The organism is Hungatella effluvii (genome assembly GCF_003201875.1).
Classification (GTDB): Bacteria; Bacillota; Clostridia; order Lachnospirales; family Lachnospiraceae; genus Hungatella; species Hungatella effluvii.
In genome coordinates, this window is sequence record NZ_QJKD01000003.1 from 1 (window position 1) to 24789 (window position 24789).

The 24789-nt window shown below is 49.1% G+C and carries 22 protein-coding genes; 4 read left to right on the forward strand and 18 right to left on the reverse strand.

The window, feature by feature from the left end:
• Nucleotides 1-188 precede the first annotated feature (188 nt).
• Nucleotides 189-650 carry a helix-turn-helix domain-containing protein gene (locus DFR60_RS05940; protein ID WP_110322083.1) on the forward strand — a complete coding sequence of 154 codons (462 nt, stop codon included), beginning with the start codon at nucleotides 189-191 and terminating at the stop codon, nucleotides 648-650.
• 166 nt (nucleotides 651-816) lie between these two features.
• Here the strand turns inward: DFR60_RS05940 and DFR60_RS05945 are convergent, their stop codons facing one another.
• On the reverse strand, nucleotides 817-1587 hold the full coding sequence (locus DFR60_RS05945) for a DUF975 family protein (protein ID WP_110322084.1): 771 nt from the start codon (nucleotides 1585-1587) through the stop codon (nucleotides 817-819).
• Nucleotides 1588-2716: 1129 nt separating this feature from the next.
• On the opposite strand from DFR60_RS05945, the gene DFR60_RS05955 reads away from it, so the two are divergent.
• A complete protein-coding gene (locus DFR60_RS05955) occupies nucleotides 2717-3460 on the forward strand; it encodes a CD3324 family protein (RefSeq protein WP_110322086.1) in 744 nt (247 codons plus the stop codon).
• A 126-nt stretch (nucleotides 3461-3586) separates the two neighbouring features.
• Here DFR60_RS05955 and DFR60_RS05960 read toward each other — a convergent pair whose 3' ends face one another.
• From DFR60_RS05960 to DFR60_RS05980, 5 genes are all read right to left on the reverse strand, one after another.
• Nucleotides 3587-4336, reverse strand: a complete 750-nt coding sequence (locus DFR60_RS05960; RefSeq protein WP_110322087.1) for a M15 family metallopeptidase — start codon at nucleotides 4334-4336, stop codon at nucleotides 3587-3589.
• A 153-nt stretch (nucleotides 4337-4489) separates the two neighbouring features.
• The gene (locus DFR60_RS05965) at nucleotides 4490-4912 is read right to left on the reverse strand and encodes a putative ABC transporter permease (protein WP_110322088.1); all 423 of its coding nucleotides are present in this window, start codon (nucleotides 4910-4912) and stop codon (nucleotides 4490-4492) included.
• A 54-nt stretch (nucleotides 4913-4966) separates the two neighbouring features.
• Nucleotides 4967-5557 carry an SOS response-associated peptidase gene (locus DFR60_RS05970; RefSeq protein ID WP_110322089.1) on the reverse strand — a complete coding sequence of 197 codons (591 nt, stop codon included), beginning with the start codon at nucleotides 5555-5557 and terminating at the stop codon, nucleotides 4967-4969.
• Between the two features lie 326 nt (nucleotides 5558-5883).
• Nucleotides 5884-8127, reverse strand: coding sequence for a hypothetical protein (locus tag DFR60_RS05975; protein WP_243004987.1), 2244 nt, complete (start codon nucleotides 8125-8127; stop codon nucleotides 5884-5886).
• Nucleotides 8114-10447 (reverse strand): efflux RND transporter permease subunit, encoded by a 2334-nt coding sequence (locus tag DFR60_RS05980; protein WP_110322091.1) that lies wholly within the window; start codon nucleotides 10445-10447, stop codon nucleotides 8114-8116. Before DFR60_RS05980 ends, DFR60_RS05975 begins: the two co-directional genes overlap by 14 nt.
• Before the next feature lie 192 nt (nucleotides 10448-10639).
• Here DFR60_RS05980 and DFR60_RS05985 point away from each other — a divergent pair, with 192 nt between their 5' ends.
• Nucleotides 10640-11221, forward strand: coding sequence for a TetR/AcrR family transcriptional regulator (locus tag DFR60_RS05985; protein ID WP_002603254.1), 582 nt, complete (start codon nucleotides 10640-10642; stop codon nucleotides 11219-11221).
• A 68-nt stretch (nucleotides 11222-11289) separates the two neighbouring features.
• Nucleotides 11290-12447, forward strand: a complete 1158-nt coding sequence (locus DFR60_RS31230) for a GNAT family N-acetyltransferase (protein WP_110322092.1) — start codon at nucleotides 11290-11292, stop codon at nucleotides 12445-12447.
• Nucleotides 12448-12672: 225 nt separating this feature from the next.
• On the opposite strand, the gene DFR60_RS05995 is transcribed toward DFR60_RS31230, so the two are convergent.
• From DFR60_RS05995 to DFR60_RS06050, 12 genes are all read right to left on the reverse strand, one after another.
• Nucleotides 12673-13173 carry a nucleotidyltransferase domain-containing protein gene (locus tag DFR60_RS05995; RefSeq protein ID WP_110322093.1) on the reverse strand — a complete coding sequence of 167 codons (501 nt, stop codon included), beginning with the start codon at nucleotides 13171-13173 and terminating at the stop codon, nucleotides 12673-12675.
• Between the two features lie 72 nt (nucleotides 13174-13245).
• The gene (locus tag DFR60_RS06000) at nucleotides 13246-13839 is read right to left on the reverse strand and encodes a DNA-3-methyladenine glycosylase I (protein WP_110322094.1); all 594 of its coding nucleotides are present in this window, start codon (nucleotides 13837-13839) and stop codon (nucleotides 13246-13248) included.
• A gap of 5 nt (nucleotides 13840-13844) precedes the next feature.
• Nucleotides 13845-14450, reverse strand: a complete 606-nt coding sequence (prfH, locus tag DFR60_RS06005; RefSeq protein ID WP_110322095.1) for a peptide chain release factor H — start codon at nucleotides 14448-14450, stop codon at nucleotides 13845-13847.
• A gap of 10 nt (nucleotides 14451-14460) precedes the next feature.
• Nucleotides 14461-15534: an RNA ligase RtcB family protein gene (locus DFR60_RS06010; RefSeq protein WP_110322519.1), complete on the reverse strand. Its 1074-nt coding sequence runs from the start codon at nucleotides 15532-15534 to the stop codon at nucleotides 14461-14463.
• Nucleotides 15535-15939: 405 nt separating this feature from the next.
• Nucleotides 15940-16200: a helix-turn-helix domain-containing protein gene (locus DFR60_RS06015; protein ID WP_110322096.1), complete on the reverse strand. Its 261-nt coding sequence runs from the start codon at nucleotides 16198-16200 to the stop codon at nucleotides 15940-15942.
• An 8-nt stretch (nucleotides 16201-16208) separates the two neighbouring features.
• A complete protein-coding gene (locus tag DFR60_RS06020; RefSeq protein ID WP_110322097.1) occupies nucleotides 16209-17108 on the reverse strand; it encodes a hypothetical protein in 900 nt (299 codons plus the stop codon).
• Between the two features lie 273 nt (nucleotides 17109-17381).
• Nucleotides 17382-18338, reverse strand: coding sequence for a transketolase family protein (locus DFR60_RS06025; RefSeq protein WP_207659503.1), 957 nt, complete (start codon nucleotides 18336-18338; stop codon nucleotides 17382-17384).
• Nucleotides 18326-19165, reverse strand: a complete 840-nt coding sequence (locus DFR60_RS06030) for a transketolase (RefSeq protein ID WP_110322098.1) — start codon at nucleotides 19163-19165, stop codon at nucleotides 18326-18328. Before DFR60_RS06030 ends, DFR60_RS06025 begins: the two co-directional genes overlap by 13 nt.
• Before the next feature lie 15 nt (nucleotides 19166-19180).
• Entirely contained in the window at nucleotides 19181-19834 is a 654-nt protein-coding gene (gene fsa / locus DFR60_RS06035; protein ID WP_002603243.1) for a fructose-6-phosphate aldolase, read from the reverse strand.
• Nucleotides 19835-20085: 251 nt separating this feature from the next.
• Complete coding sequence (locus DFR60_RS06040; RefSeq protein WP_110322099.1) at nucleotides 20086-22128, reverse strand: sensor histidine kinase; 2043 nt, start codon at nucleotides 22126-22128, stop codon at nucleotides 20086-20088.
• Nucleotides 22082-24079: a hypothetical protein gene (locus tag DFR60_RS06045; protein ID WP_146218580.1), complete on the reverse strand. Its 1998-nt coding sequence runs from the start codon at nucleotides 24077-24079 to the stop codon at nucleotides 22082-22084. The genes DFR60_RS06040 and DFR60_RS06045 overlap by 47 nt, the downstream gene beginning before the upstream one ends.
• Nucleotides 24063-24770 carry a response regulator transcription factor gene (locus DFR60_RS06050; protein ID WP_167437528.1) on the reverse strand — a complete coding sequence of 236 codons (708 nt, stop codon included), beginning with the start codon at nucleotides 24768-24770 and terminating at the stop codon, nucleotides 24063-24065. The genes DFR60_RS06045 and DFR60_RS06050 overlap by 17 nt, the downstream gene beginning before the upstream one ends.
• Between the last annotated feature and the right edge of the window lie 19 nt (nucleotides 24771-24789).

Genomic DNA, 24789 nt, shown 5'->3' on the forward strand with positions numbered 1-24789 from the left:
TTCTGCCGGGTTTCTAGACACAGCCACAAAATACGCTATTTCTTAAATTTTAAATTTCGTCACTTTGCCGATACTGATTTATGATACCTCTGAACAGTAACGATTTTTCAGATAATCGAGCCTTTCCTTCGACATTTATTTACATTTTTTTCCATTTCTGCTATAATCCAATAGGGAGGGCTGTACAAATGGTAAACAATAAAATAATAATGTATATGAAGCTAAAGGATATAAATAAAACACAGTTGTCAGCTTTAACAGGTATACCAGCTACCACTCTTAATCGTATTATTAATGGAACTGTCATTAATGTAAAAACCACTTACATGGAAAATATTGCAAAGGCGCTGGGAACAACGATCTACAATCTCTTTGATTTGCCAGAACTTAATCAGCCTCTCATTACTGCATTGAGACCTGAAGAAGCCGGAACCGTGGTTGAAAAGCTGTTATCCGAAGAAGAATCCCTGTTACTCTACTGGTTTCAAAACTCATCCCAGGATTCACGTGCCTCTATTTTAATGAAGGCCAGAAATGAATATTACGTTACCCAGAGAGAAATTAACGAAAAGTTATCAGTCGGCAAAACTTTTGTATCCGATACCGAAGATTATAATCAAATTGAATTTAATTTTAAGCATCCGAATTAAGCGGATGCTTTTTATTTTCCATCTTTTGTAATCTGCACAGGACAGACAGTTGCATATCCGGCAAAAAACCGCCTGATTGTACAAAAAGGGCGGGAAAGGAATTTTCTACCTCCCCGCCTCATTCGGAACAGAACAAATCCATCATGGCTTTCAAGCTATAATTCATTTACATTTCCCGGTAATACGCGTCGGCATATACATTCTGATCCGTCGGCTCCGAAGGCTGCGGCCCCATCACCTGATCCCGCAGAACCCAGTAAAGTTCCACAAATGTCATCTCATAGTACGGATTCACAAAAATACCGCCGATACAGCAAACCAGCATTCCCAGCAAATACCAGCCGATAAAGGACAGTTCCAGCACAAATGTATGAAACTTATTGCCAGCCATCATCTCTTTGCTGAGCTGGAACGCTTCGTGCCATTCCATCTCCGGATTATCCGCCAGCAGATAGGGAATCATGTAATATTCATAATGCTTATAGATACCGGGGATTACAAGCAAAAGCGTCCACAAACTTTCAAAAAGTCCCCTCAAAAACATGGTCTTCATAACATTCAGATAGTGCCCTCCGCCAAACGCGAAGAAAATACGTCCGACTCCGGCCGACTGCTGCATAATAGCGCTGTCCATGAAATAGCGCAGTTTACCGACCATTACGAGGTTGCTCACAAATATGCCGATCACAATGGCAATAGCCATTACAACGAGAATAACCCCTAAAATTATCAAAAAAATTGTCATGCTGTGCTCATCCCATACGCCGCTGCCCGAGTAGGAATTCTGGCTCGACCGGCTGCCTGCGCTGATACTGCCGCCTCCGCCGGAGCTTCCCGCTCCCAGTATTCCCGCAATGAAACAAACCAGAACACCGTACCAGTAAAACGGCTTCATATCCTGCTTTGCCCTGTCCTTTAACTCTGCTCTTGTCCACATACTCCATTCCTCCTCTGATCGCTGTCACTTTCTTCCAGATACCACTATCCTACCATACTTTTTAAGGAATTACCATTTCTGTTTCTTTACGATTCTCTGAACGGACTTCGACCGGCACATGAAGGACCATATGTTGGAAACTGCAAATCACACTCGAACGATCAGACAGAATACGCTCCATTATACTCATCTTATCCGGTAACCGCAGCAAAATCGATATGATACAGGAAATAGACATTTCTGCATTTTGACAGGCTTCTCCACTCACCGCCCTCACTTTTGGTATCCATTTCGCTCATTGTGTGTTAAAATCGTTTTAATCAGTACGATACCTGTCTTATCCGGTAATATACTGGAAAAAAAGTGAAAGGTGGGTCTCCGTATGTTTGGAGCTTATTTAAGCGTACAATTGGTTGGCGTCATTGCAGTTCGGAGTGAAGGCACTCATATGGCCTTAGGTTTACGCCTATAGAATGGAGAAGATAATATTGCCTGCATGCCGTGAAAGCATGTAAATTCCAATAAGGAGATCTTATGAAATCACAACTTACCTACCATTGTCACATGAAAGAATGGGAATTATTGAAACGCTTCTCTTCTCCGCAGACAGCACGTATGGACTCCTGGTACATAATCTGCCGTTACCACAATAAAAATTCAATTCCCGGAATCAGAACGATAAAAACTATAGAGAACGGAATCAATCGGTTTCACTGCACATTTCGTGTAGACTGCTCCGACTCTCTGATTGAATTAACCTATATAAGGGACAGGTTTTTAACGTTCATTCACGCGCTTATCCTTATAATCCTGGCCGGTATTTCATGTATTGGCATCTTCAGTTTTACGCTTCCCGGCTTTTTGGGCGGGCTATGCGGTCTAGCGGTTTGTGTCCTGCTGATTTTTCTTCAGAAGCAGTTGATAAAGCAGGCTTTTTTTAATATGGATAAATATATACAAACGTTTGTATTATCAGAGAAATCCTGACTTACCTTCCGGCAGCTTATCCTGCTCTTTATGCGTGCTGCCTCCCCTCGCAAGACCATAGGTAAAAAACACCTATACAAATTCGTTCTATATCAAATACAGCAATATTCCGATAGAATACTCTTGAAAGGAGATGATAGAATTGAAATACGATAACGGCAGAGATATCTTTCCCGAACGGCTATTAAAGCAAATACAGAAGTACGTATCCGGCAAGCTGGTCTATATCCCATCGAGTGACAAAAAACGTGCATGGGGTGAGACGTCGGGATATAAACAGTATCTCATCGAACGCAATCGTGACATCAAGTCAAAATTTAATGCGGGCGCCAGCGTTGAACAGTTAGCTGATGAATACTATCTTTCCTGTGAATCTATCAAGAAGATTATTTATTCCAAAAAGGAGGTATTCACTATGGAATACGAATGTACACTGTCGTCAGCGCAGAGTTTTGCAAAGAATGGCAAGCTTGAGGAGTGGGTTCATACCTATCTGTTATCCGACGGCCATAACAAGGATTTTTCAGACGGCTTAAAGCTTTTCGACAGATATTTTCTTGGACCTGTCAAAATGCCCTTATCGCTCTTGACCCGCTGCTGCGGCCCTGAAGAAAACATGAAATGGCGGATTAATGAGGAGTGGTTTGAGAAGCATGTAAACGAGCTTTCGGAGGTTCTTAAGAAAGAAACGGATATGCCCCCGTTAATCGTCCACTATCTGATCGAGGACGGCAAAACCGAGGGGGAATTCGAGTTAAATGACGGCAATCATCGACTCGAAGCCTATTCCCGCCTTGGAATCGAAGAATACTACGTGATTATCTGGATTACAGAGAAAAATGAGTATGACTTATTTCTGTCTGCATACTCCCAGTTTTTTAAATGACACCAGGAATCACTTTATAAACGGAAAAGCCAGGGAACATCTGAGTGTAATCACTCTCCTGTCCCATGATCTTTTACCTTTTAAAGGCGGCAGTTTCAAAAAACCTGCCGCCTCTCCCCCGGCTTCTCAGCCGCGGAGTGCTCCCCTTTCGTCTGTCTCCAGCGTAATCTTCCCGGTAGCCATTGCCCCGGTTCCATCAAAATAGTATGCGTTGTTATCGACCACCTGAAGGCCTGTAACCATGGCATTGTCCTCGCCTAAATAATACCATTTCTCTTTACTCAGCACCCACTGGCTGCGGTAGGCGTATCCCGATTCATTGAACCAGTACCATTTACCGTCGATCTTTTCCCAGTCATTTTTCGTATAGCTTCCGTCGTCATGGCGGTACCAGCGGCCGTACACATCTTCGATCCATCCTGTCGCAGCCTTTCCCGTAACCCATGTTTTCATAAATTCAGCGGGGTCTTTGTACAGCCGTTTGATCCCCTCCGTGGAGCTGCCCCAATCGGCCAGCTGAAAATGCGGCTTGTCCACAATCGATTTCCAGTTTCCGCCCCATATGAGGCCCAGCGATACACCTACCGCGCCGGCTTTTTCAAAAAAACCGCCGGACTCGTTATAGGCTCCCTGCCCGTCATTTCGATAGATGTCGAAGGCGGTTCCCCACTGATGAAACGAACTGTAAGAGCTTCCCGGCGCATTGGTCACTATACTGCCCGGTTTTGTGCGGCCCTGTGCGTAAAGCGCATCCTGCTCTGCTCTGGTGCGCAGCGTCTCGCCTATTTTAACTGCCAGTCCCTGTTTTCTGCACTCTTCCACCATGCTGGCGGCCAATACCTGCAGACGGGGATGGCACAATGTGATATCTTTCATCTGATTATCTCCTTTCCTCATGTTTCCGGCCAAAGGGAGGCAGACGTCTTCCACTGTTGAAAGCCGCCCCTTCCATGCGCAAACATAAGCGTTTCTAAGATATCATATGACAGTTCGCGGACAGTCGTGCCCCGGCTCACGTTAGCGGTCGTCTCATACAAGTCTGTAACGGGGCCGCGCCTCTCCGAAGAGCCAGTATCTCAGCCAGTCATCCAGAACAATCCCGGCAAGGCTGATCCAGAGCCATAAGAAGGAAAACTGCGGGCAGATCTGCCCAAGGATGTTACCGGGCAGTCCGCTGTAATCCCAGATATTCCACCCCAGCCAGATGTTGACGATACACCCCGTAATCAATTCAAAATATGTAATGATTGCCGCCCCCAGAAGCATCTGCTTCCACAGGGGCAGCGTCCACGGAAGCAGTTCATTGATCAAACCAAGGCAGATAAAACAGACGCCGCCCAGTATGAACATGGTCCAGTGACTCCAGCCCCGCAGTAAAATCTCTATGATATTATATAGAAGGCCCCCTGTTACAAACAGGAGCAGATATTTGCCCGTCTGTTTCACCAGCATGCCTCTCCGCCTCAGACTCTTTATAAAGGATATGCTTCTTTCTGCCGTAAATTGCTATAGAAATTTCAGCTCCTGCTGATCGTATTCCTGTTTCGTCTCCAGCAGCACCGGGGTCTGTTTCAGCATTCCGCTGAACTTTGCGTCATCCAGTACCCAGTCTTTCATCTGATCCGGCTCGACGATGAGCGGCATCCGGTCATGGGTGCTGACCATCGACTGGTTGGCTTCCGTCGTTAAAACCGTAAATCTCTTTTCGTCTCCAAACACATTGTAAAAACCGGCCAGGAAGATCACCGGAGCATCCTCCCTGTAAAATGTCACTTTCTCCTTTTTCCGGTTCCACTCATAGAACCAGGTACAGGGAATGATGATTCTCCGATGCAGAATGCTCTCGCGAAACATCTTCTTTTCCAGCACCGTTTCAGACCTGGCGTTAAAGATCACGCCCTTCCCCTGAAAATTAGGAAAGCCCCAGTGCTGCCATTCCAGCTTCATTTCCCGGTCCCCCGCCACCAGAACCGGCGCCTCATCTGTGGGATGAATATCCTTTCTCAACCGCTCCAGGCGAAGCTTGTCATTGACTGTTTCCACTAATTTTTCGATCTCCCGCGCCGTCTCGTCATCCACATAATATCGTCCGCACATATGATTCTCCCGTCCTTTTGCCCTGTTTTTACTGGTAGTATTCCATGTTTTCCTTAAAATACACTTCGAGGCCGCTGGTTGGGCCGCCACGCAGGATTGCCGCTTCATACGTGGTCTGGTCCTCCGAAACTGTATCGTATTTTTCCAAAAATAGTTCTCATCGTTTCCTGTTAATATATAAGTATGCTTTATATTTTATCAATTTTAATGCTTCAGTACACATCTGTCAAATGCAATGTCATACTATCCTTTCTGCCAGACTTAAACAATCATACAGAAAAGGCCCCGGCCGCTTTTAACAGCTCCGGAACCTTTTCTCACAACTTTTATTTATGAAACAGCGACGTAATCATATTCCAGATCCGCGTAAAGATACTGGCGATGCGATGGAACACATTTCCCTCCGGGTGGTAGCTCTCATCCACCTCTGCAGTGTTGCTCTTATCCTTTTCCTTGATTTCACCGGTGCGCAGAATGATCTGCACGGTGCGCGGGGACGGGTTCTTCTCCGATGTCAGGGATACCGGCTTTGCGTCCATATCGATATTCAAAATGGTGGTATCCTTTGTCGTATACTCATCCCATTTATCGTCGATCAGCGTTTTGATGGTATCCTTTGCATTTTTAAGCACGTCTGTCTGGTCCAGTCCGTCTCCCATTCCCTCCAGGGTTCCTGCAAGACCGTTTAGTGTTTTCTGGGTGCTGGCGTTTAAGGAATCACCCACCGTTTTCATCTGGTTTTCAAAGGAGGTGCAGAACACGGTCAGGGATTTTAAGCTCCTGGCAGCGGTGTCTGTCATTTTCCCCAGATCCCTCAGAGTATCCAGCGTATCCTCGTGATAGTAGTTGACCGTCTTGGTCAGGCTGTCTGCATCGGAAATGATATCGTCCAGCGTGTTGCACATACTGGCAGCCAAATGGGCCATATCCGCCGTATTCTGCAGCAATCCCACCGCATTTCCCTTCTGGGAGGCGGCTGCCTGCAAAAGGACTTCTGTCTGTCCGATCATGGTCTGTATATCCGTAATCAGCCCGGTGTTTCCCGCAGTGCCATGGAAGCCTTCGACGATCGCACCAACCGCAGCGGCGATATTACCCGTGTTTGGCTGGGAGGCAGTAGCGGTCTCATATAGTGCCTGAGACGCATATCTCATGAGCGCATCGATCTCATCGGTGGCCATACCAACCTCATTTCTTAAATAGGAAGCGACCTCATCCTCATCTCCCAGATTCACGCCTGCGCTCTCCATCTCGCCGATTAAATCTTCCAGGCTGTCCTCACTGAAATATTCCGCTTTTTTACCGCTCAGCCCGCCGGTCGATGCGGCCAGTCCGGCAAGTGCAGGCGCCAGTGCGCTCACGCCGCCATCCAGCTTTGCCTGCGACTGTTTGAAGGTCTCTAAATCTGCCTTTGTCTTTTCCATCAGCTGCAGAAATGCCTGTGCTCCCAAATCCACCTGGGGGCTGTTTAACATGGAACTGATTCCCCGTAAATCATCTCTTAAATCCCGCATGGTGGCCTTCATGTCCTCCAGATCCGGCGACAGATCGTCGAGATGGCCGGTCAGCTCATTTACATGGGAATTCATGGTATCGAGGAATTTTTCTGCCTCCTTCATATGCCCGGAAAATGGTTCAAACTGCTGGGACAATTCATTTAGGCCAGCCAGAGCCTCGTCAGCGTCGGCGTATACCTTACCCTTGGAGTCTGCGAAAAGCTGGCGGCTGTGATCGAGACCGCGCAGGCCGTCGGCCGTATCTTCCACACTCTTCTGCATGCCGTCAAATGTATCAAACACTGTGTCCAGGCTGTCGCTGATGGCATCCGCAGAGTCCTCAAGAGTCGTCTTCGCCTCACGCAGATCCCCCACCTTATCGAGCTGGGCTGCGGTCAGCGGAACAATGGTAAACACGACACCGCTGAAAGAGAAATCATTCGTTCCAATGCGGATAGAGTAGTGCTGCTCTTCTCCCGGAAGCGCGAAAAATATAACCGCGTTTAAATTGCCCATCGATTGGACCTGAGCGCCTTCCGCTTCCAGACTCATGTTTTTATCCATATCCACAACGGTTCCAGCCATGAGAACCATGTTATTGCGGTAATAATCCGATACCTGCTTATTCGGTGTCAGATCCACATTCACTTCCACCAGGCCAGCCGCGCCGTAAAGCTCTTCCGCCTTCTTCTCCAGTCCGTTTAAGCGGTAGCTCACCTGGATATTCCAGGGGAGCTCTTCCCTGGTGGTATCCGTGCCGCCTTCAAAATAGAAGCGATCCTCCGAATTTTCCAGGTTGAAAGTAAGCTTACCCTCCGAGTCCGTCACCGGTTCGGCGTGATCTGTCATATTGGTAATTCTGTTGTACGTGCCGTAATCGACAATCTGGCTGCTTCCATTCGTGGTGTAGCTCTTTACGACACTGCTCTCTTTTATCTCCCCATAGGGGTCCATGGTGATATAAAGCGTCTCATCGCAGACCGGGGTGTCTGCCGCTGCTCCCGCCTCCATGGTCGGGCCGCATGCAAGCACTGCTGCTAAAACAAACGCTGAAATCCGTTTACTCTTCCTCATGGCTGTCATCTCCCTTTTCCTTCTGATCTGACTCTCCGTTCTGCGCTGGAGTTATGTTTTCCTCTGGACTGCCTTTTCCCGCCGCGGGAGCCGGACGCTCTGCTGGTGTCAGGTTCTTCTCCGGCACCTCACTCTTCTTCGACGTCACATTCCTCGCCCCCGCCAGATTTTTCGCCGCCGCCAGACGTTTCCGCCTTCTCTCTTTCCGCGCATCCGCTTTCTCCTGCTGCCGCTTGATCTGCTTATCAAATGCGGACAGGAGGGCCGGAAGCAGGGACAGAACCAGTGTCACGCTCAAAAATGCCCCGCGCCCTACCAGACGCCCTACCTGGGAGATCGCCTGTATGGACGAAGTAAAGTACAAAAGGTATCCAACCACCATCAGAATACCGCCCGATGTCATGATGGACAGTGTGCTCTTGTTGACAGCGGCGACCGCAGCCTCCCGGCGGCCTTTTTCCTTACGAAATGCCAGATAGTTGTTTGTCATCAGAATCGAGTAATCGATGGTGGCCCCCAGCTGCAGGCAGCTGACGATAATGTAGCCGATATAGATCATGCTGTCCCCTATCACGTAGGGCAGCGTCATATTCAAATAGATGGCAACTTCGATGGGTACGATCACGAGAATCGGAACCAGGATCGACCGGAAGGTAATGAATACTACCAGCGCCACACCGGCCAGAGACAGCAGAGATACATGATTATAATCTTCCGTCAGAATATCCCTGATATCGATGGTTGTAGGCGTCATTCCAATTACGTAGGAATGATCGGGATAATACTTATGTACGACCTCCTCCAGTCTGGCACTGCACTCGAATGCATAGTCGCTCTCCTGCAGCGTATCCATGGAGATCAGCATTCTGGCGTAATCCTCATTGCGAAGCTGGCTGGTTAAATCCTCGGGAAGAAAGCTTTCCGGAATTCCGTTCGGCATGGTGCCCGACATGGAGATCACATAGTTGACGAAATCCAGATTCTCCAGTTCCTTCGCCAGTTCTTTTTCCGTCACACTGGAACCGTTCGGCACGATACAGATTGTCATATTGGACTTTTTAAACAGGCTGTTAATCTCCTGCGTGTCCTCATAGACCCGCGTTCCCGGCCCCGCGCCGATGGCGTCGTCTCCGTACAGGAACTTATTCATACTCTGGCCGAAATAACAGGGAACCGCTAACAGGGCCGCTAACAGGAACACCGGAACCCGGATCTTGTACATGGCCCGTGCAAATCCATCAAATGAGGCAATGAGCGGCTTATGCGCCGTCTTCACGATCTTGTCGTCAAACCGGAGAATAAGCGTCGGCATCAGCAGAAGTACGGTAAGAAGGCTGCATATGATGCCCTTTGCCAGGACGAATCCGACGTCCTTGCCAATGGTAAAACGCATAAATGCAATGACGATGAATCCCACGATCGTCGTCGCTCCGCTGGCGAGAATGGAACTGCAGGATTCCCTGATCGCCTCCACCATGGCCTCATGAATCTCCATGCCTCTGTTTTTCAGGGCCGTAAAGGTATGCAGCAGGAAAATGGAGTAGTCCATCGACACCGCCAGCTGCAGAATAGCCGCCGTGGAGAAAGTAAAGAAGGATATCGTTCCGAAGACGATGTTCGATCCCATATTCAAAACGATCGCCACGATCATTACGAAGATAAAGAGGAACGGCTCCATCCACGACGTGGTCGTCAGCGTCAGGATCAGCCATATGATAACGATTGACATGGCAATCGCCATGGTGATCTCCCTGGTGATCGAGGCCTCACGCTCCTTGCTGGACACTGCGCTTCCGGCAAAACAGCCCCGGTCCTTTCCGACGATCCGGTAGATCTCTTCGATGGCCGCATTGGTGCGCGGTTCTCCGTCTTTATCTTCAAAGACGATGTCCATCAGGGCATTCCCATCTTTATAGTAATCATCGATTGCCAGCAGATCGACGCCGATGAACTCCGTCATGCTTTCATTAAGGAACGGCGCTCCCATATAGACGTCGGTCGAGACGTCGGAGCCCAGTACCAGGTCCACCCCATCGACCGCGGATATCTCTTCCCGGATGCGTTTCGCCTCCTGTAAAGATACGTCCTTAACCATGATCCGTGCCATGCCGGGGTAACCAAACTCCGCTTCCATCACATCCAGCGCCTGTTTGGTCGGTGCAAAATCCGGCAGATATTTGCTCAGATCATAATTCACCCCTACAAACGGGAAACAAATGGCACAGAGAATCGTGGTTACCAGGAAAACCTTCTCAATGATCTTCCCGTGATACACAATAAACCGAATCACCTGATTGAAAATATCGCTGTTTCTTTTCATTATTGCCCACCTTTTGATTATTGTACAATCATTGACTTTTGAACATATGTGTATTATAATTCACTTGTCGGTATATTTCAATAAGCAACGATTCGCTGCTTTGTACGTTAAGCATCACTTATTTGCATTTGTGTTTAATATCAATCGAAACTGATAAATTTTGTTTTTAAACAGGATTGTGAGGAGAAGAATATGGAATCACAGAAAGAGGACCGGAGAATCCGCAGGACCCAGAAAATGTTAAAAGACAGCCTGATTGAGCTGATGACCGAGAGAGATTTTAAAAATATTTCCGTCAAGGACATCACGGAACGGGCGGATCTAAACAGGGGAACCTTCTACAATCATTACACCGATACTTACGATCTGCTGCAGAAGATGGAATCCGACGTGCTGGCTGATTTTCAGGATATGATTGATAATTTCCTGTGCAGTCCAAAGAACGGATCGCTGATGCCCATCCTGCTGCCTGTAATACAATATATTGAAGAAAACGTAAAAATTGCCAGAATTCTGTTTGAAAACAGTGCGTCCAGTGATTTCGTCAACCGCTTCCACCAGCTCATTTCTGACAACGGAACCGCCGTTTTCAAGAAACAGTATCCCGGAATCGACGATGTGACACTCTCCTATTTCATTGAGTTCATCACCTTCGGCCTGACCGGGGTCCTGCGCTGCTGGATCAACAACGGCATGAAAGAGTCCAAAGAAATGATCGCGGAAATCGCAGATAAATCCGCCGTACAAGTGGCGCAGAATCTCTGGGGGCATTAGGGCGTTAAGACGGGGTTAAAAAAAATTCACCCTTACACGACTAAAAACAGTAGAAAAAGGAGACACACATGGATAATACTCCTGTCATTGAAACCGAACGCCTGCGGCTGCGCCGATTTACAGAGCGTGACGCCGATGCGCTGTTCGCCATACTCAGCGATCCCGAAGTCAATCAGTTTCTGCCCATGTTCCCGCTGACATCGCTGGAGGAGGCCGGGCAGTATCTCAAAGAACACTATTTAAGTACTTACGGGCAGCCCAGCGGTTACCACTACGCGGTCTGCCTCAAAACAGATGATATCCCCATCGGATATATCAACGTCAGCGATGACGACAGCCACGACCTGGGATACGGTCTGAAAAAAGAGTTCTGGAAGAAGGGAATCATGACCGAAGCCGGCCGGGCGCTGATCCGGAAACTAAAAACCACAGATTTACCCTACATTACCGCCACTCATGACCGTGAGAATCCGGGAAGCGGCCGGGTCATGGAGAAGATCGGCATGATCTATCAGTACTCTTATGAGGAGCAGTGGCAGCCCAAAGATATTCTGGTGTTATTTCGGATGTACCAGCTTAATTTTGACGGAGACCAGGACCATGTCTACCAAAAATACTGGAACAAGTATCCGGTCCACTTCATCGAGAAGCTGGAAGACGGTGGCATGCCTGAGACATTGACAGTCAATCAGAAGGAATACCGGGTTATCCGCCTCCTGGGAAAGGGAAAAGGCGGCTACTCCTATCTCGTCACAGACGGCGCTCGTTCCTTCGTATTAAAGCAGATTCATCACGAGCCCTGCGACTACTACCAGTTCGGCGACAAGCTGGAATCGGAGCTGCGCGATTACAAAAGGCTTTTCGATATCGGAATCCCGATTCCGGAACTGTATGATGTCGATCGGAAAAATGAAAGGATTTTGAAGGAGTACATAGAGGGAAATACCATCTACGATCTGGTTCTGTGCGATCAGGTTAAGCCTTCTTATTTCCGCCAGATCGAGGATATGTGCGGCAGGCTCTACCCGGCAAACACGAATATCGATTACTTTCCTGCCAATTTTGTGGTTCAGAACGACGCACTTTATTATATTGATTATGAGTGCAACAATTATATGGAAGAATGGAATTTTGAAAACTGGGGTATCCGTTACTGGAGCCGGACTAAGGAATTTCTGGAATATGAACAGAGCCAAATATCACGCCGCAGGCAACGGGGTATTTGACCCTCGCGGCAGTCGTCAGATGGACTCGCAAGCGCGCCCACCAGACTGGTTGCCCGCGGGAATAAACAGAGGTGAATTTCCGCCCGCCTGCGGCAAGACCTTGGGCGGTTGCATTTTGTCCGTTGTGCCGTACATCTGCATCATAACGAAACAGCAGGCGAACGACGATCGATATTGTCGCTCCCTGCTGTTTTTTATCCTTTAAATTGCGGCATCAAGCCCGCTTTACGAGACATCGCTCATCAGTTCTTCAATATTTTTCATATCATGTTTATCCACTTCCCGCGGCTCATAGCCGGTATGAAAAATCTTTTGCCCTTTCACTGAGATGCACGGTATCTTTCTTCCATCTAAGACAGCACCGCCAAAATAATCGGCTTCAAATTCATACCAGCCGCCTTCTAAGTCGGCCTGTTTTGCTGTTCCGTCTTCCTTTAAAACGAATGGGTGAATATCGATATAACTCAATTGGGGATGGTACAGCTCTATACGGACAGGGCTCCAGTCTGTTACTACTTCATACCCCTTTTCTTCCAGCTTCTGCCGTAATTTTTCGGTACACGCAGCATCGAAATCGATGTCCACATCCCTGTGTTCTCTCGTCTGCCTGCCAACAAGCGCATCTACGCCCCAGCCGCCATCCAGCCAGTAACGAATTCCCAGCTGTTCTATCATATCAAGGACTTCAAATAAATCTTCCTGCGTTACAGTTTCCTTTTTTGCCATTCCAGCACCTCGCTTTTCATTTTCATTTTCATTCTATCGGTCTGTATCCCCAAAAACCTTCTGCCGTCTCTCTTACCGATACTCCCATTCCGTCTCTTTCAGCAGTTCTTCATACCTAAAACAGTCCGGATGGTGGTCATTGATGATGCCGCAGGCCTGCAGATGTGAAAAGACCGTGATGGACCCCATATACTTAAAACCCCGCTTTTTCAAATCTGTGCTCACCTGATCCGATAATTCGTTCCTCGCTTCCGCCTCGCCTTCCTGGTGCCTGCGGTAAACGTACGTCTTATAATTCGTAAAGCCCCAAAGATACCGGTCGAAGCTGCCGAATTCCACCACCACCTTCATAAATTGTCTGGCATTGTGTATGACTGCCGTGATTTTTCTTCTGGAACGGATCATGCCGGGGACGAGAAGGATTTCGGCGATCTCCTCCTCGCCAAACTCTGCAATCCGCTTAAAATCATAGTCACAGAAGCATTTCCTGAATATTTCCCTCTTCTGTATCATCATGTTCCAGTTAAGCCCGCACTGCATGACCTCCATAAGCATAAACTCAAAATGCTTTCTGTCATCATGAGACGGTACGCCCCATTCGCTGTCATGATACTGGATCATCGGTTCATTGATCAGGCACCAGCCGCATCTTGTCTCCTGTTCCATCTGTCTTATCCCCCATTTCTCTCCGTCTTAAGCCGGAACGCTCTTCCCTCGTATACTCGAACCGGATTTCCCCGCTCCAGTCTGGCATGTTCCATCCAGGCAAGGTTCTTTTCCCTTCGTCCGCTTTCCAGATTCATTTCCGCCAGAATTTCACACAGGCGGTTTAAGGCTATCTGCTTATTCATATGCTGGCTCCGGGCCTCCGTGGATACCACTGCGGTTCCTGTAGGAATGTGGATGGCGCGGACACCAGTCTCCACCTTATTCACATTCTGGCCGCCTTTTCCGCCGCTTCGGAAGGTCTCAAAACGAACCAGTTTCTCCTCCGTCACCCGGGGCACCGCCTCTAAAATACTCACATCCACATACCAGTTTTTCCGTTTATGCTCCGGACGGTACGGGCTCCTGCAAATCCACAGTACACTGCCCTCCAGGCTGGTAAAATCGTGTTCTGTCTCAAACACAATCGAGGAAAATCCCCCCCTTTTCTTTCCCTGTGTGAAGGAAAGCAGCCGGATATCGGGAGCCTCTTTCTTTAATTCCTCATAGAACAGGCCTGCCGCCAGTTCACATTCTGCCGGCCCCTGGCCGGAACTTATCTGTATTCTCATGCGCAGCCCCCTAACCCTTAAATGTGATAAGCGGCCGCAGCGTCGCAACAACAGTAATCAGTCCGTAATCCTCAAGGGAAGCGATCACCTGTTCCACATTTTTATAGGCCTCCGGCGCCTCGGCAAACAGTAAATTGGTATCATGGCAGACTACACGGCTCTTGAGCTTTGTGCTTCTGATGGAATCCCTGTCGTATTTCTGGTCTATCCTGCTCCTGCAAATACTTCTGGCCCATTTTCTGCCCGCGCCATGGGACACAGAGTCCAGGGAAACGGACGAGTCCGCAGCCGGTACACATACATAGGTCAGACTTCCCCTGGATCCCGGAATGACCACGGCTCTCTGCTTCGTCGATACACTTCCCTTCCGGTGAAGCCATCCATCCTCCGTCCGTTCCAGATAGTTATGACAGCTCTCCAAAAGCGGGGTTACATCCCTCTCCACACCCAGCCAGGCCAGCAGCTTTTTCGCAGTCACTATGCGATTCCTCCCGGCCCACAGAATCGCCGAGTCGTGTTCCTTCAAATAGTCCTCCGCCTCCTTCGAGCCTTCCGCCAGTCCTTCCGGCGAATAATACCGGTTTAATATCTCCTGCCCATATCCCCGGGAACCGCTGTGGATCAGTAACATAAGGCGTCCATGAAGCAGTCCCAGGCGATTGGCCTCCTCTTCTCTGTAAACGTGTTCCAGACACTGAAACTCTGCAAAATGGTTTCCTGTGCCGATGGTTCCCAAATCCCTGATGGGGCAAACTTCTTCATAAGGGTTGTCGCACGGAATATCGCTCAGCTCCCGAACCTGGTTAAGCCTCGATTCCCATTTATCCATACGGAATTTTTTCAGCTTCACTCCTGTGGAAAACAGACTCATCCCGCATCCGATATCATTGCCGATTAAATGGGGATAGAACCGCTCCCTGCTTAACACCGCCATTCCTACAGGAGTCTTTCCCGGATGCAGATCCGGCAGTCCTACCGTCTTCACCACACCCGGCAGATTCGCGACTCCATGAAGCTGGTCGATCGCCGCCTGTTCAATCCAGTTTTTACCGTTGCTGATCAATATGCAATTTTCTCTTTCCAAATCATAATCTCCTTTATGAGCCGACAGGACCATACGTCCCATTTCCCCAGAACCCCGAAAAATGGTACAAAAAAAACACGACAACAAGCCGTGCGTAGCAAAATAAAGCTATTATACGCCAGTCCCTGTCTATTCTATCGTTATCTTGTTTTCACCCTTTTCACTTCGTTTGCCAACATAACAACCACTCCTTTGCTCATAAAGGACTGTACGCCCTCTTTATTCTATGGATACTATAAAACGGATTTTCGGAAATGTCAATGACTATTTCCTTAATTTTTTTACTTAGGCTTACTGCTGGTTACCGTTTATTATCTGCACAGGAAATCCCGCACAGGTATTTGCGCAATGCAGTACTGGTACAGCATTCCTGAGTCGTTTCTGTGCGGGATCTGCGCGTTTTCGTCATGTATTCTTTACCAAATTTTTAATCTCCGGTATCGTCTTTCCGTTTTCCTTTAGCTTTCTGATTCGTTCTATCCGTTCCACAGTCTCGACCCGGAGATAGCGCCTTGTGAGATTCTCTTCCTCTTGCTCAAAAGGAAGCATGCCCTCTTCTGTATAATACTTCAGTGTACTGTACCGGCATCCGGTAAGCCTGGACAGCTCTCCGATCGACACATACTCAGAGCTGCTGATCTTTTCCATGCTTCTCTGTCTTGACATTCCATCACCTACCTGTAAACCGGAACCAGATTCGCCCCCTGTACCGGTATTTTGTAATAGACCCTTGTCATTGGGAATACGCGGTAATAATAGTTATCTACCTTTAAGAGCGTTTCTGAGCCATTCTTGACTTCTTCCACATAGTGGCCCTTTTCCGAGAGATAGGTCATCATCGCCAGACGCCTGTTCGCCACATTCGTTCCAAGAACAACGAAATCGATGAAAACAGCCTGCCTTCTGTCCAAAAATGGAAATAAGAGATTGACGCCCTCCATATACGGGTTTTTAAAGAAGTTCTTTTTTGCTCTCAGCAGCTTCTGCGACAGTTTTTCCGTCCACCGGTAAATGTCTGAATCCCAGACCACTCTGACAACCGGATCCTGCTCTGCCAGTTCAATCATACGGGCAGACAGTCTCTCCTGCTCTTGAACGGAAAATATATCATGGATACATCCGCTCTCGCGGAACAGCCACACCAGACATGCGCATTCCAGGGTCACCGCGCCGTCCTCCAGGATTTCAGCACGAATGCCCTCAACGATACGCTGGTATTCCGTTCCGTCGCTGCGGTAGGTTCTGAGGTCCATATTCATGCTGCTGTAGTTAATATCGCACGCCAGGATATCCGGTATCTCATCGAGGACGCCCTTGGCCTTCAATACTTCCGTCATCTCAGTCTCCCAACCGTGGGCTTCCTTCCTGCCGATGCCGCGAATCTCTTTAAATTCTGCTTCCAGTTCCTCTTTTACAGCCTCTAAATCCAGATTATCCGATAATATAAGCCTCTCCAGATGCTTTGCAGCCGCGATTCCGCGACAGACTGCACTCTTGGCCGTGGTTGTATGTATGGAATCCTGGCCATCCAGACCAACCAGAGCGTATTGCTGTGATAATGTATAGTCATTCATAGGGTATCTCCTTTCAGCTTACTACTTACTACTTATTACTTACTACTTATGTTATACCATTTTATTGTCATGATTTCAATGCATACCGTTTTATATTTTTCTTACAAATATATGAACTATACCCACTATATAGAAAAAGTCGTCTGGCTGGATCGTTTTTGCGAAAAAACTTCACTTTACTTTTACGCAAAAAGGCCGTGATACGGGAACCAACTCTTCCGTATCACGGCCTGCTGCTCATTTCCTATTGCTGTTCTTGTTCTGCTATTACTTTTAATACCACTTACTCTTAATCTGCTTATATATTCCCTCTGCATCCAACTCATACTTATGAATCAGCTCCGCAGCCGGGCCGGACTCGCCGAATACGTCACGTACGCCGATCTTAAAGACCGGTACCGGAGCATTCTCGGACAGGGCGTCGCAGACAGCGCTTCCAAGTCCGCCTATGATGGAATGTTCTTCCACAGTCACCACGCGTCCTGTTTTCTTCGCGGATTTAACGATAAACTCTTCGTCCAGAGGCTTAATGGTATGAATGTTGATCACTTCGGCGTCAATTCCGTCTGCGGCCAGAAGCTTTGCAGCTTCCAGTGCGTGGCCAACTTCCAGACCGGTAGCCACGATGGTCAAGTCGCTGCCCTCTTTTAAGACTACGCCCTTTCCGATCTTAAATTCATACTCCGGATTATCATTGATCACAGGCACAGCCAGACGGCCGAACCTCATATAAACCGGGCCCTCATACTCGGCCGCGGCCTTGACGGCGGCTCTCGCTTCCACGTCATCGGCCGGGCAGATCACTACCATGCCGGGGATCGTTCTCATCAGAGCGATGTCCTCGTTGCACTGATGTGTCGCGCCGTCCTCACCGACAGAGATTCCTGCATGAGTCGCACCAATCTTTACATTTAAATGCGGGTATCCGATGGAGTTTCTAACCTGTTCGAACGCTCTGCCGGCTGCGAACATGGCGAAGGTGCTTGCAAATGGAACCATGCCTGTTGCAGCAAGGCCGGCGGCAATGCCCATCATGTTGCATTCCGCAATACCACAGTCGATATGGCGTTCCGGAAATACCTTCTTGAAAACTCCCGTCTTTGTCGCGGCTGCCAGATCGGCATCCAGGACCACAATTTTGTCATTAAGCTTTCCCAGCTCCGCAAGAGCGCTGCCATAGCTTTCTCTCGTAGCGATCTTCTTTACGGATTGTTCTTTCATCTCTGGCATAACGCTTCACCTGCTTTCTCCAAATCTGCCATTGCTACCTGATATTGCTCATCGTTTGGAGCGGCACCATGCCAGGCTACAGCTCCTTCCATGAAGGAAACTCCCTTGCCCTTTAAGGTTTTTGCGATAATGGCGGTCGGCATTCCCTTTGTATTTCTTGCCTCTGCAAACGCCCGCTCGATCTGGGCAAAGTCATGGCCGTCGATGCAGATTACATGGAAATTAAATGCCTCGAATTTCTTATCAATAGGATAGGGGGAGCAAACCTCATCCACCGGGCCGTCGATCTGAAGTCCGTTGTTATCCACAATCACGACCAGATTATCCAGCTTTCTGTGACCTGCGAACATCGCAGCTTCCCAGACCTGTCCTTCCTCGATCTCCCCGTCGCCAAGGAGTGTATAAACACGGTAATCTTTCTTCTGCAGTTTCGCAGAGAGTGCCATTCCGACCGCAGCGGAGATTCCCTGTCCCAGAGAACCGCTGGACATATCCACGCCTGGAATATGCTTTCTGTCCGGATGTCCCTGTAAATAGGAACCGGTATGACGCAGTGTCTTCAAATCCTCTACCGGAAAGAATCCACGGTATGCCAGTGTGGAGTAGTATCCGGGCGCCACATGGCCCTTCGATAATACAAAACGGTCACGGTCGTCCTTTAAAGGCTGTTCCGGATCGATGTTCATTTCTTTATAATAGAGCCAGGTAAATAAGTCCGCTGCCGACAGTGATCCGCCCGGATGGCCGGACTTTGCGCTGTGAACCGCCGTCACGATGCCTTTTCGTATCTCATTGGCTGTTTTTTCTAGTTCCAGATAGTCGCTCAATCCCGTGTCCTCCTCTTACTCTCCGAATACTGCCTTATAATCAGCCTGGAATTTTGCGATTCCCTGATCTGTCAGCGGATGCTTTGTCATCTGCTCAATTACGCTGTAAGGAACGGTGGCGATATCGGCTCCGGCAAGGGCACAGTCAATGACATGGATGGGATTGCGGACACTTGCTGCGATGATCTCGGTTGTGATTCCCGCCACGTTGAACATTTCTGCAATGGTTTCAATTAAATCGATGCCTGGCATGGAAATATCATCGAGACGTCCTAAGAATGGAGATACATAGGACGCACCGGCTCTGGCTGCCAGCAGTGCCTGGTTCGCGCTGAATACGAGCGTTACGTTTGTCTTAATGCCTTCCGCGGTCAGCACCTTAACGGCCTTTAAGCCTTCTACTGTCATCGGAATTTTAACTACCATGTTCGGATGGATCGCAGCAATCTCACGTCCCTCTTTAATCATGCCTTCTGCGTCTGTCGTGGTAGCCTTCACTTCGCCGCTGATCGGTCCGTCTACGATGGAAGCGATCTCTCTGATAACCTCGTTAAAGTCTCTTCCTTCTTTTGCAATCAGAGATGGGTTTGTGGTTACTCCACAGATAACTCCCATATCATTTGCCTTTCTGATATCCTCCACTTTCGCTGTGTCAACAAAAAATTTCATCGCTGTTCTCCTCTTCTTTTTTTATTTTTGATTTAATTTCTTCCTTCGGTTTATGTATTAATTCAATTAATTAATATTTCTAGTTAAACAATACCACATTTTGGGAAAATGTCAACAGGAAATAAAAAAACATGCGGCGATTTGTTAACGTCGTTTTTTAATATCTGATACCAAAGACAGGTACTACACAATAAATCACAGTATGGATCCGCTGCAATTGAATGGATCTCTTTGTTAATACTAATAAAATATTACGTCTGATACTTCAGCACCACACGCACCCGAAAGCTGTCCTCCGAGCGGCTGATGGACACGCGGCCCTCGTACCGCGACGCTGCCTCCCTGATATGGGGCAGCCCGAAACCATGCGCTGTTTTATCTGCTTTGCCTGTAGCTCCCTCTGCCGGTGCGGCAGCTTCCTTACCACCGTAAGCGGCGGCGTTAGTACAGATTATCTCCAGCAAATCATCTGTCTGATCTATTTGCAGATGAATCCACCGCTCCTCCGGCGAGAGCTCACAGCAGCTCTCCCGCGCATTGTCCAGCAGGTTCATGAGTATCATCGTCAGATCATCATCCGCCACGGGAAGTGTCTTCGGCAGATCGCAAAGCTCCAGTTCCACGTATATTCCCGCCTGGTCCGCCTGGATTAAATGCGTAGTCAGAAGCGCGTCAATCAACGTATTAGCCGTATACTCCCGGGAATTCAAGTGACTCATGGTTTCCGTAAGACCGTTTAAATAGGCCGCCAACTGACCTAAGTCCCCTGTGTCGAGATAGTGGCGGATAAGCGTCAGACGGTGACGGCTTTCATGAAGAAGCTTTCTGGTATTTCTCACATACTCCTGCTGAGACGCCGCCTGCTCCGCCCTGGCCTCAAGCTGGATCTCAGCCAGCGCCTGTTTTGAACGAAGTTCTACGCTTTCTTTGTACAGATGTATCGTATCATACCACAGAATACCGGCCATCAGCACAAGGATGAACAGACCTGCAAATTCCACAAACCAGCCGGTATACACCGGTTCATAGACGGGCAGAAGCTTTCCCATTACCAGAAAACTGGCCAGAATACAGCTTCCTCCCATCATGGGGCCCGCATACTGCCTTTTCCGGCACAGAGACCAGATACCCGTCACAAGCAGCCAGGCAGCCGTCAGCCATTTCCAGGCAGCAAGAAGGTGCGAATAGTTCATATAAGACGCAGCTCTTGATACAGGAACCAGCGGCTGAATCAGTATGGATATCTGTACCGCTATTCCCACGGTACACAGCGGCCATACTGCCCTTTTTGGCAGGCGGCAGATCCTGCCCTGAATCCAGATAATCAGCAGAAATATTCCGTAATAGCAGAATCTCTCCAGAAGATACCATACATCTCCTGTAAGACGCAGCGCCTGAAACACCGGCCAGGCGGTACAGCCCGCCACACAGAGACAGAGTACTGCCACGGCTCCATACGGCCTGCGAAAATGGCAGCCCAGCCCCAACAGCAGACACAAAACTGCCATAGCGACAGCAACCGCCATCACGCCGCCGTGGATCAAAAGCCTCGCCGAGAAAACCGCCTCCACCCGCTCAGGGCTCCCGAAAGCCGGCGGATAGACCATACCACTGTAAAAATGAGACTCATCCGCCACCGCTGCTACAATCTCAATCCGGTCTTTTGCCCGAAATGTAACCAGGCTGCCGGCCGGCTCCGGTCTCTCCCTGTCCGCAGATATATCAAATGGATTCCATGCTTCCGAAGCATTTTTTGTGCCTTCCTTACCAGCGGCAGGAAACTTATCTTCTTTTGCAGCGCCGCCTCTGTCTGCATCTGTCTGATCGAATCTTACACTCTGCATCAGACGGCCGTTAATCCACAGGTTCCATTCGGAATAGATCTGGGTCAGCTCCAGAGCATATTCCCGTTCTTTTGAATCTGTGACTATTTCCATGCGGTAGATCCCAGTCCCGTGCGGGTCAGCATCAGGATCCCCCAGATCGAAGCCGCCATACTGCCCCAGATAGAGGCTGCAGTCCGGCATTTGGCCGGGTGATAGCGTCCTTCCGCGGTAAAACTCCCAGCCTTCCACCAGGAAAAAAAACGGTTCGTCTTCATACCAGTCCATATTCAGGTTTATAACGCCTTTTCCCGCAGCCGGACGAGGATACGTATATTTATTATCATAACGGTAACACCAGAGGGATACCAGGATGCCAAGCAATGTGACCCCGGTCAGAAAGAGCGGTAATGCTATCTTCTTTTTATTCCATTTTATCTCTCTTCCCTTTTCCAAACCTGCAGGAAACAAACATTGCACCTCCCCCTGTCAATACGACACCTGCTGCCAGAAACAGAAGACCCCGGACGCCTTCTTCCCGTACCACTCCAGCACTCCGGTTATCGGTATCTGTGCTGTCCGCCTCCATGATCTCCCCGGTCTCCTGTCCGGCGGCGGTTTCTTCAAGGATTTGAATGGCTTCCTTTTTTCTGTATCGAATGCTGCTTCCAGCTTCGCCATGCTCTCTGTTTCTATCAGCCGTGTTGTCTGTATTTTCACTGTTTTCTGTAACACTGATATTTTCCGTGTTATCTATATTTTCCGTTACATCGGTATTTCCTGTAACATCTGTATTTCCCGCTACATCGGTATTTTCTGTAAAACATGTATTTTCTATTTCGCCTATACTGCCACTATCGCCCGTGTTCCCCGTACCACCTGCACCGTTTATAGTTTCGTCATCCCCTTCACTTCCCCCAGTTATCTGGTCCGTACTGTTCCCGGGCGGCGGAATAATCTCCCCCCTGGGCGGATCTTCTCCCTGGTCATTGCGGTCGTCATGATCCCTGTCCCCGCCTCCATTTACGGAATCAAAGGCCGGCCGATACATCAAAACATTGGATACCCCCTCCATGGGGCCGCTTATCACAGTCATGCGGAACCAGTAGCACTTCTCAATATCCAGTTCCCCCAGTACCGCCTTCTTCGTCTCCAGTTTGTATTCTTTAAATTCCGATGCCGGCTGCCACGAATCCCCGCCATCTGTGGAATACTCGATCATAATCTGACTGACATCCTGTATTTCATTAAAAAACTCCAGACTTACATAGGCTCCCATCTCTCTGGCGCACTCTAAAAATGGTTTATCCTGATCGACAATGTGAATCGGCACCTTCTGCACCGGCAGTTCAATAGGAAACCAATCCGGAACCACAGGTGACAGACGGGCAGAATACCTGCCTGATTCTGATAAGTCAGACGGCAGCCCCGACCAGACGGCCGGAGCGTGATAGGTGAAGCTCTCAAAAGAGTCATCTGAAGCGATCAGACTAAAATTCAAACCACCCCTGTATATCTTAAGGTCCTCCAGCACTTTCCTGCTGCTGCCCGTCTCAATGCAGACGCCGTTCTCTTCCAGCCGGTCAAAGCTATACGCTTTTCTCTCAATGACCGCTGCCCTGGAAGGCATGGGATGAACTCTGCTGCCGTCTGCGGTAACCGGACCTTCCCCGGCTACGGCCTCCCCCTCCGCCTCTACCGAGCACAGCTTAAGGATAAGGGGCGCCCCGCACAGTATTCCCACCGACGCGTCTCCTTTTGCCTGAATTGCGGCGGAAAAAAGCTCCAGCGGCTCCTCTCCGGCATATACGATCGCGGCCGCCTTCTCCCCCTCTGCCGAGATTACCGTTTCCCATAGATCTAATTCGCTTCCGCGTTCCAGTTTTAAAGCTATGGTTTCCCTGCCCTTCGCTTCTATCCGAACTCCCTGGCGGACATCTAAAAAGCCCTCCACATGAATCAGCGGCCGGCCGCCGCCATTTCCACGCAGTGTGATCGAACCGCCGAAACCGGCGCAGCTGCCCTCTGGAATAAACAGGTTAAAATCACCCATCACAACCGTTACCGGCTGGATCGCCTCCACCCAATACTCCCCTTCCCACACAATATCAGACAGAAGCACAATGGGATTTCCGCTTCCCTCTTCGATGGCCCGGATCAGTTCTTCCCTGCTGCTGACTCCGTTCTTCTTATGGGCAATAGAAGGCGTGGCAGTATTATCTTCAGACGCCGTACCATTGGAAGGAGACGCAGGTTCTGCGGTTTGCCCTGCAGCCGTGCCGATTGGTTCCTCCGCCGCCATTGCCGCGCCGGCTCCTCCCGCTGCCTGAGACACCAGGCAGCGGGAGGCTGCAAGAGCCAGAGCAAATACCATTATGGCAGACGCTATAGCCGTCATCTTCACCTCAATCGTCCCCCTCATTGGAGACCACCAGACGGTAGCCTTTATTTTTAAATCCTTCAATGACAATCGGACAGCAGTTGTAAGTCTGTCTCATCTTTGACCGTATGTTGGAAATATGGACAAAAACGGTCCGCACATCCTCATTGGACTCCATTCCCCAGATCTCCCCATACAGTTCTGCCGCTCCGGTATACCGGTTTCTGTTGCGCATCAGGAATTCCAAAAGCCGGTATTCCTTTGGCTTCAGCATCAGATCCCATTCATTAATATAAGCCCGCTGTGTTTTCGCATCCAGAAACAGACAGCAGCCTTCCGCCGTCATCCTGCTTCCGGCCATCATCTCCAGGCGGCGCAGACTGGCCTCGATTCTGGCCTGCAGCTCCTCCACCCGGTAAGGCTTTACCATGTAGTCATCCCCGCCTGCCCGCAGTCCCTTAACGATCTGTTCACTTTCTCCCAGGCCGCTAAGGAACAGGATCGGCAGCGATGACGCTGCTTCCCGTATCTCTCTGCACAGATCCACTCCCGAACCATCCGGAAGCATGATATCGAGCACCAGCAAATCCGGCTTAAAGAGCTCCAGCTTTTTCCTGGCCTCATCGAGGCATCCGGCAGTCTCCACACTGTATCCGGACTTTTCCAGTTCCGTTCTGTTATAGGCAGCAATTTCCTCAGAATCTTCCACCAGCAAAATACGATATTTTTTCACAACTGCATTCTCCCCACTT

Excerpts from the sequence above, each read along its gene's own strand:
- DFR60_RS05940 (WP_110322083.1), top strand. The coding sequence starts at position 189 with ATGGTAAACAATAAAATAATAATGTATATGAAGCTAAAGGATATAAAT.
- DFR60_RS05945 (WP_110322084.1), bottom strand. The coding sequence starts at position 1,587 with ATGTGGACAAGAGCAGAGTTAAAGGACAGGGCAAAGCAGGATATGAAG.
- DFR60_RS05960 (WP_110322087.1), bottom strand. The coding sequence starts at position 4,336 with ATGAAAGATATCACATTGTGCCATCCCCGTCTGCAGGTATTGGCCGCC.
- DFR60_RS05965 (WP_110322088.1), bottom strand. The coding sequence starts at position 4,912 with ATGCTGGTGAAACAGACGGGCAAATATCTGCTCCTGTTTGTAACAGGG.
- DFR60_RS05970 (WP_110322089.1), bottom strand. The coding sequence starts at position 5,557 with ATGTGCGGACGATATTATGTGGATGACGAGACGGCGCGGGAGATCGAA.
- DFR60_RS05975 (WP_243004987.1), bottom strand. The coding sequence starts at position 8,127 with ATGAGGAAGAGTAAACGGATTTCAGCGTTTGTTTTAGCAGCAGTGCTT.
- DFR60_RS05980 (WP_110322091.1), bottom strand. The coding sequence starts at position 10,447 with ATGAAAAGAAACAGCGATATTTTCAATCAGGTGATTCGGTTTATTGTG.
- DFR60_RS05985 (WP_002603254.1), top strand. The coding sequence starts at position 10,640 with ATGGAATCACAGAAAGAGGACCGGAGAATCCGCAGGACCCAGAAAATG.
- DFR60_RS31230 (WP_110322092.1), top strand. The coding sequence starts at position 11,290 with ATGGATAATACTCCTGTCATTGAAACCGAACGCCTGCGGCTGCGCCGA.
- DFR60_RS05995 (WP_110322093.1), bottom strand. The coding sequence starts at position 13,173 with ATGGCAAAAAAGGAAACTGTAACGCAGGAAGATTTATTTGAAGTCCTT.
- DFR60_RS06000 (WP_110322094.1), bottom strand. The coding sequence starts at position 13,839 with ATGGAACAGGAGACAAGATGCGGCTGGTGCCTGATCAATGAACCGATG.
- prfH (WP_110322095.1), bottom strand. The coding sequence starts at position 14,450 with ATGAGAATACAGATAAGTTCCGGCCAGGGGCCGGCAGAATGTGAACTG.
- DFR60_RS06015 (WP_110322096.1), bottom strand. The coding sequence starts at position 16,200 with ATGTCAAGACAGAGAAGCATGGAAAAGATCAGCAGCTCTGAGTATGTG.
- DFR60_RS06020 (WP_110322097.1), bottom strand. The coding sequence starts at position 17,108 with ATGAATGACTATACATTATCACAGCAATACGCTCTGGTTGGTCTGGAT.
- DFR60_RS06025 (WP_207659503.1), bottom strand. The coding sequence starts at position 18,338 with ATGCCAGAGATGAAAGAACAATCCGTAAAGAAGATCGCTACGAGAGAA.
- fsa (WP_002603243.1), bottom strand. The coding sequence starts at position 19,834 with ATGAAATTTTTTGTTGACACAGCGAAAGTGGAGGATATCAGAAAGGCA.
- DFR60_RS06045 (WP_146218580.1), bottom strand. The coding sequence starts at position 24,079 with ATGAGGGGGACGATTGAGGTGAAGATGACGGCTATAGCGTCTGCCATA.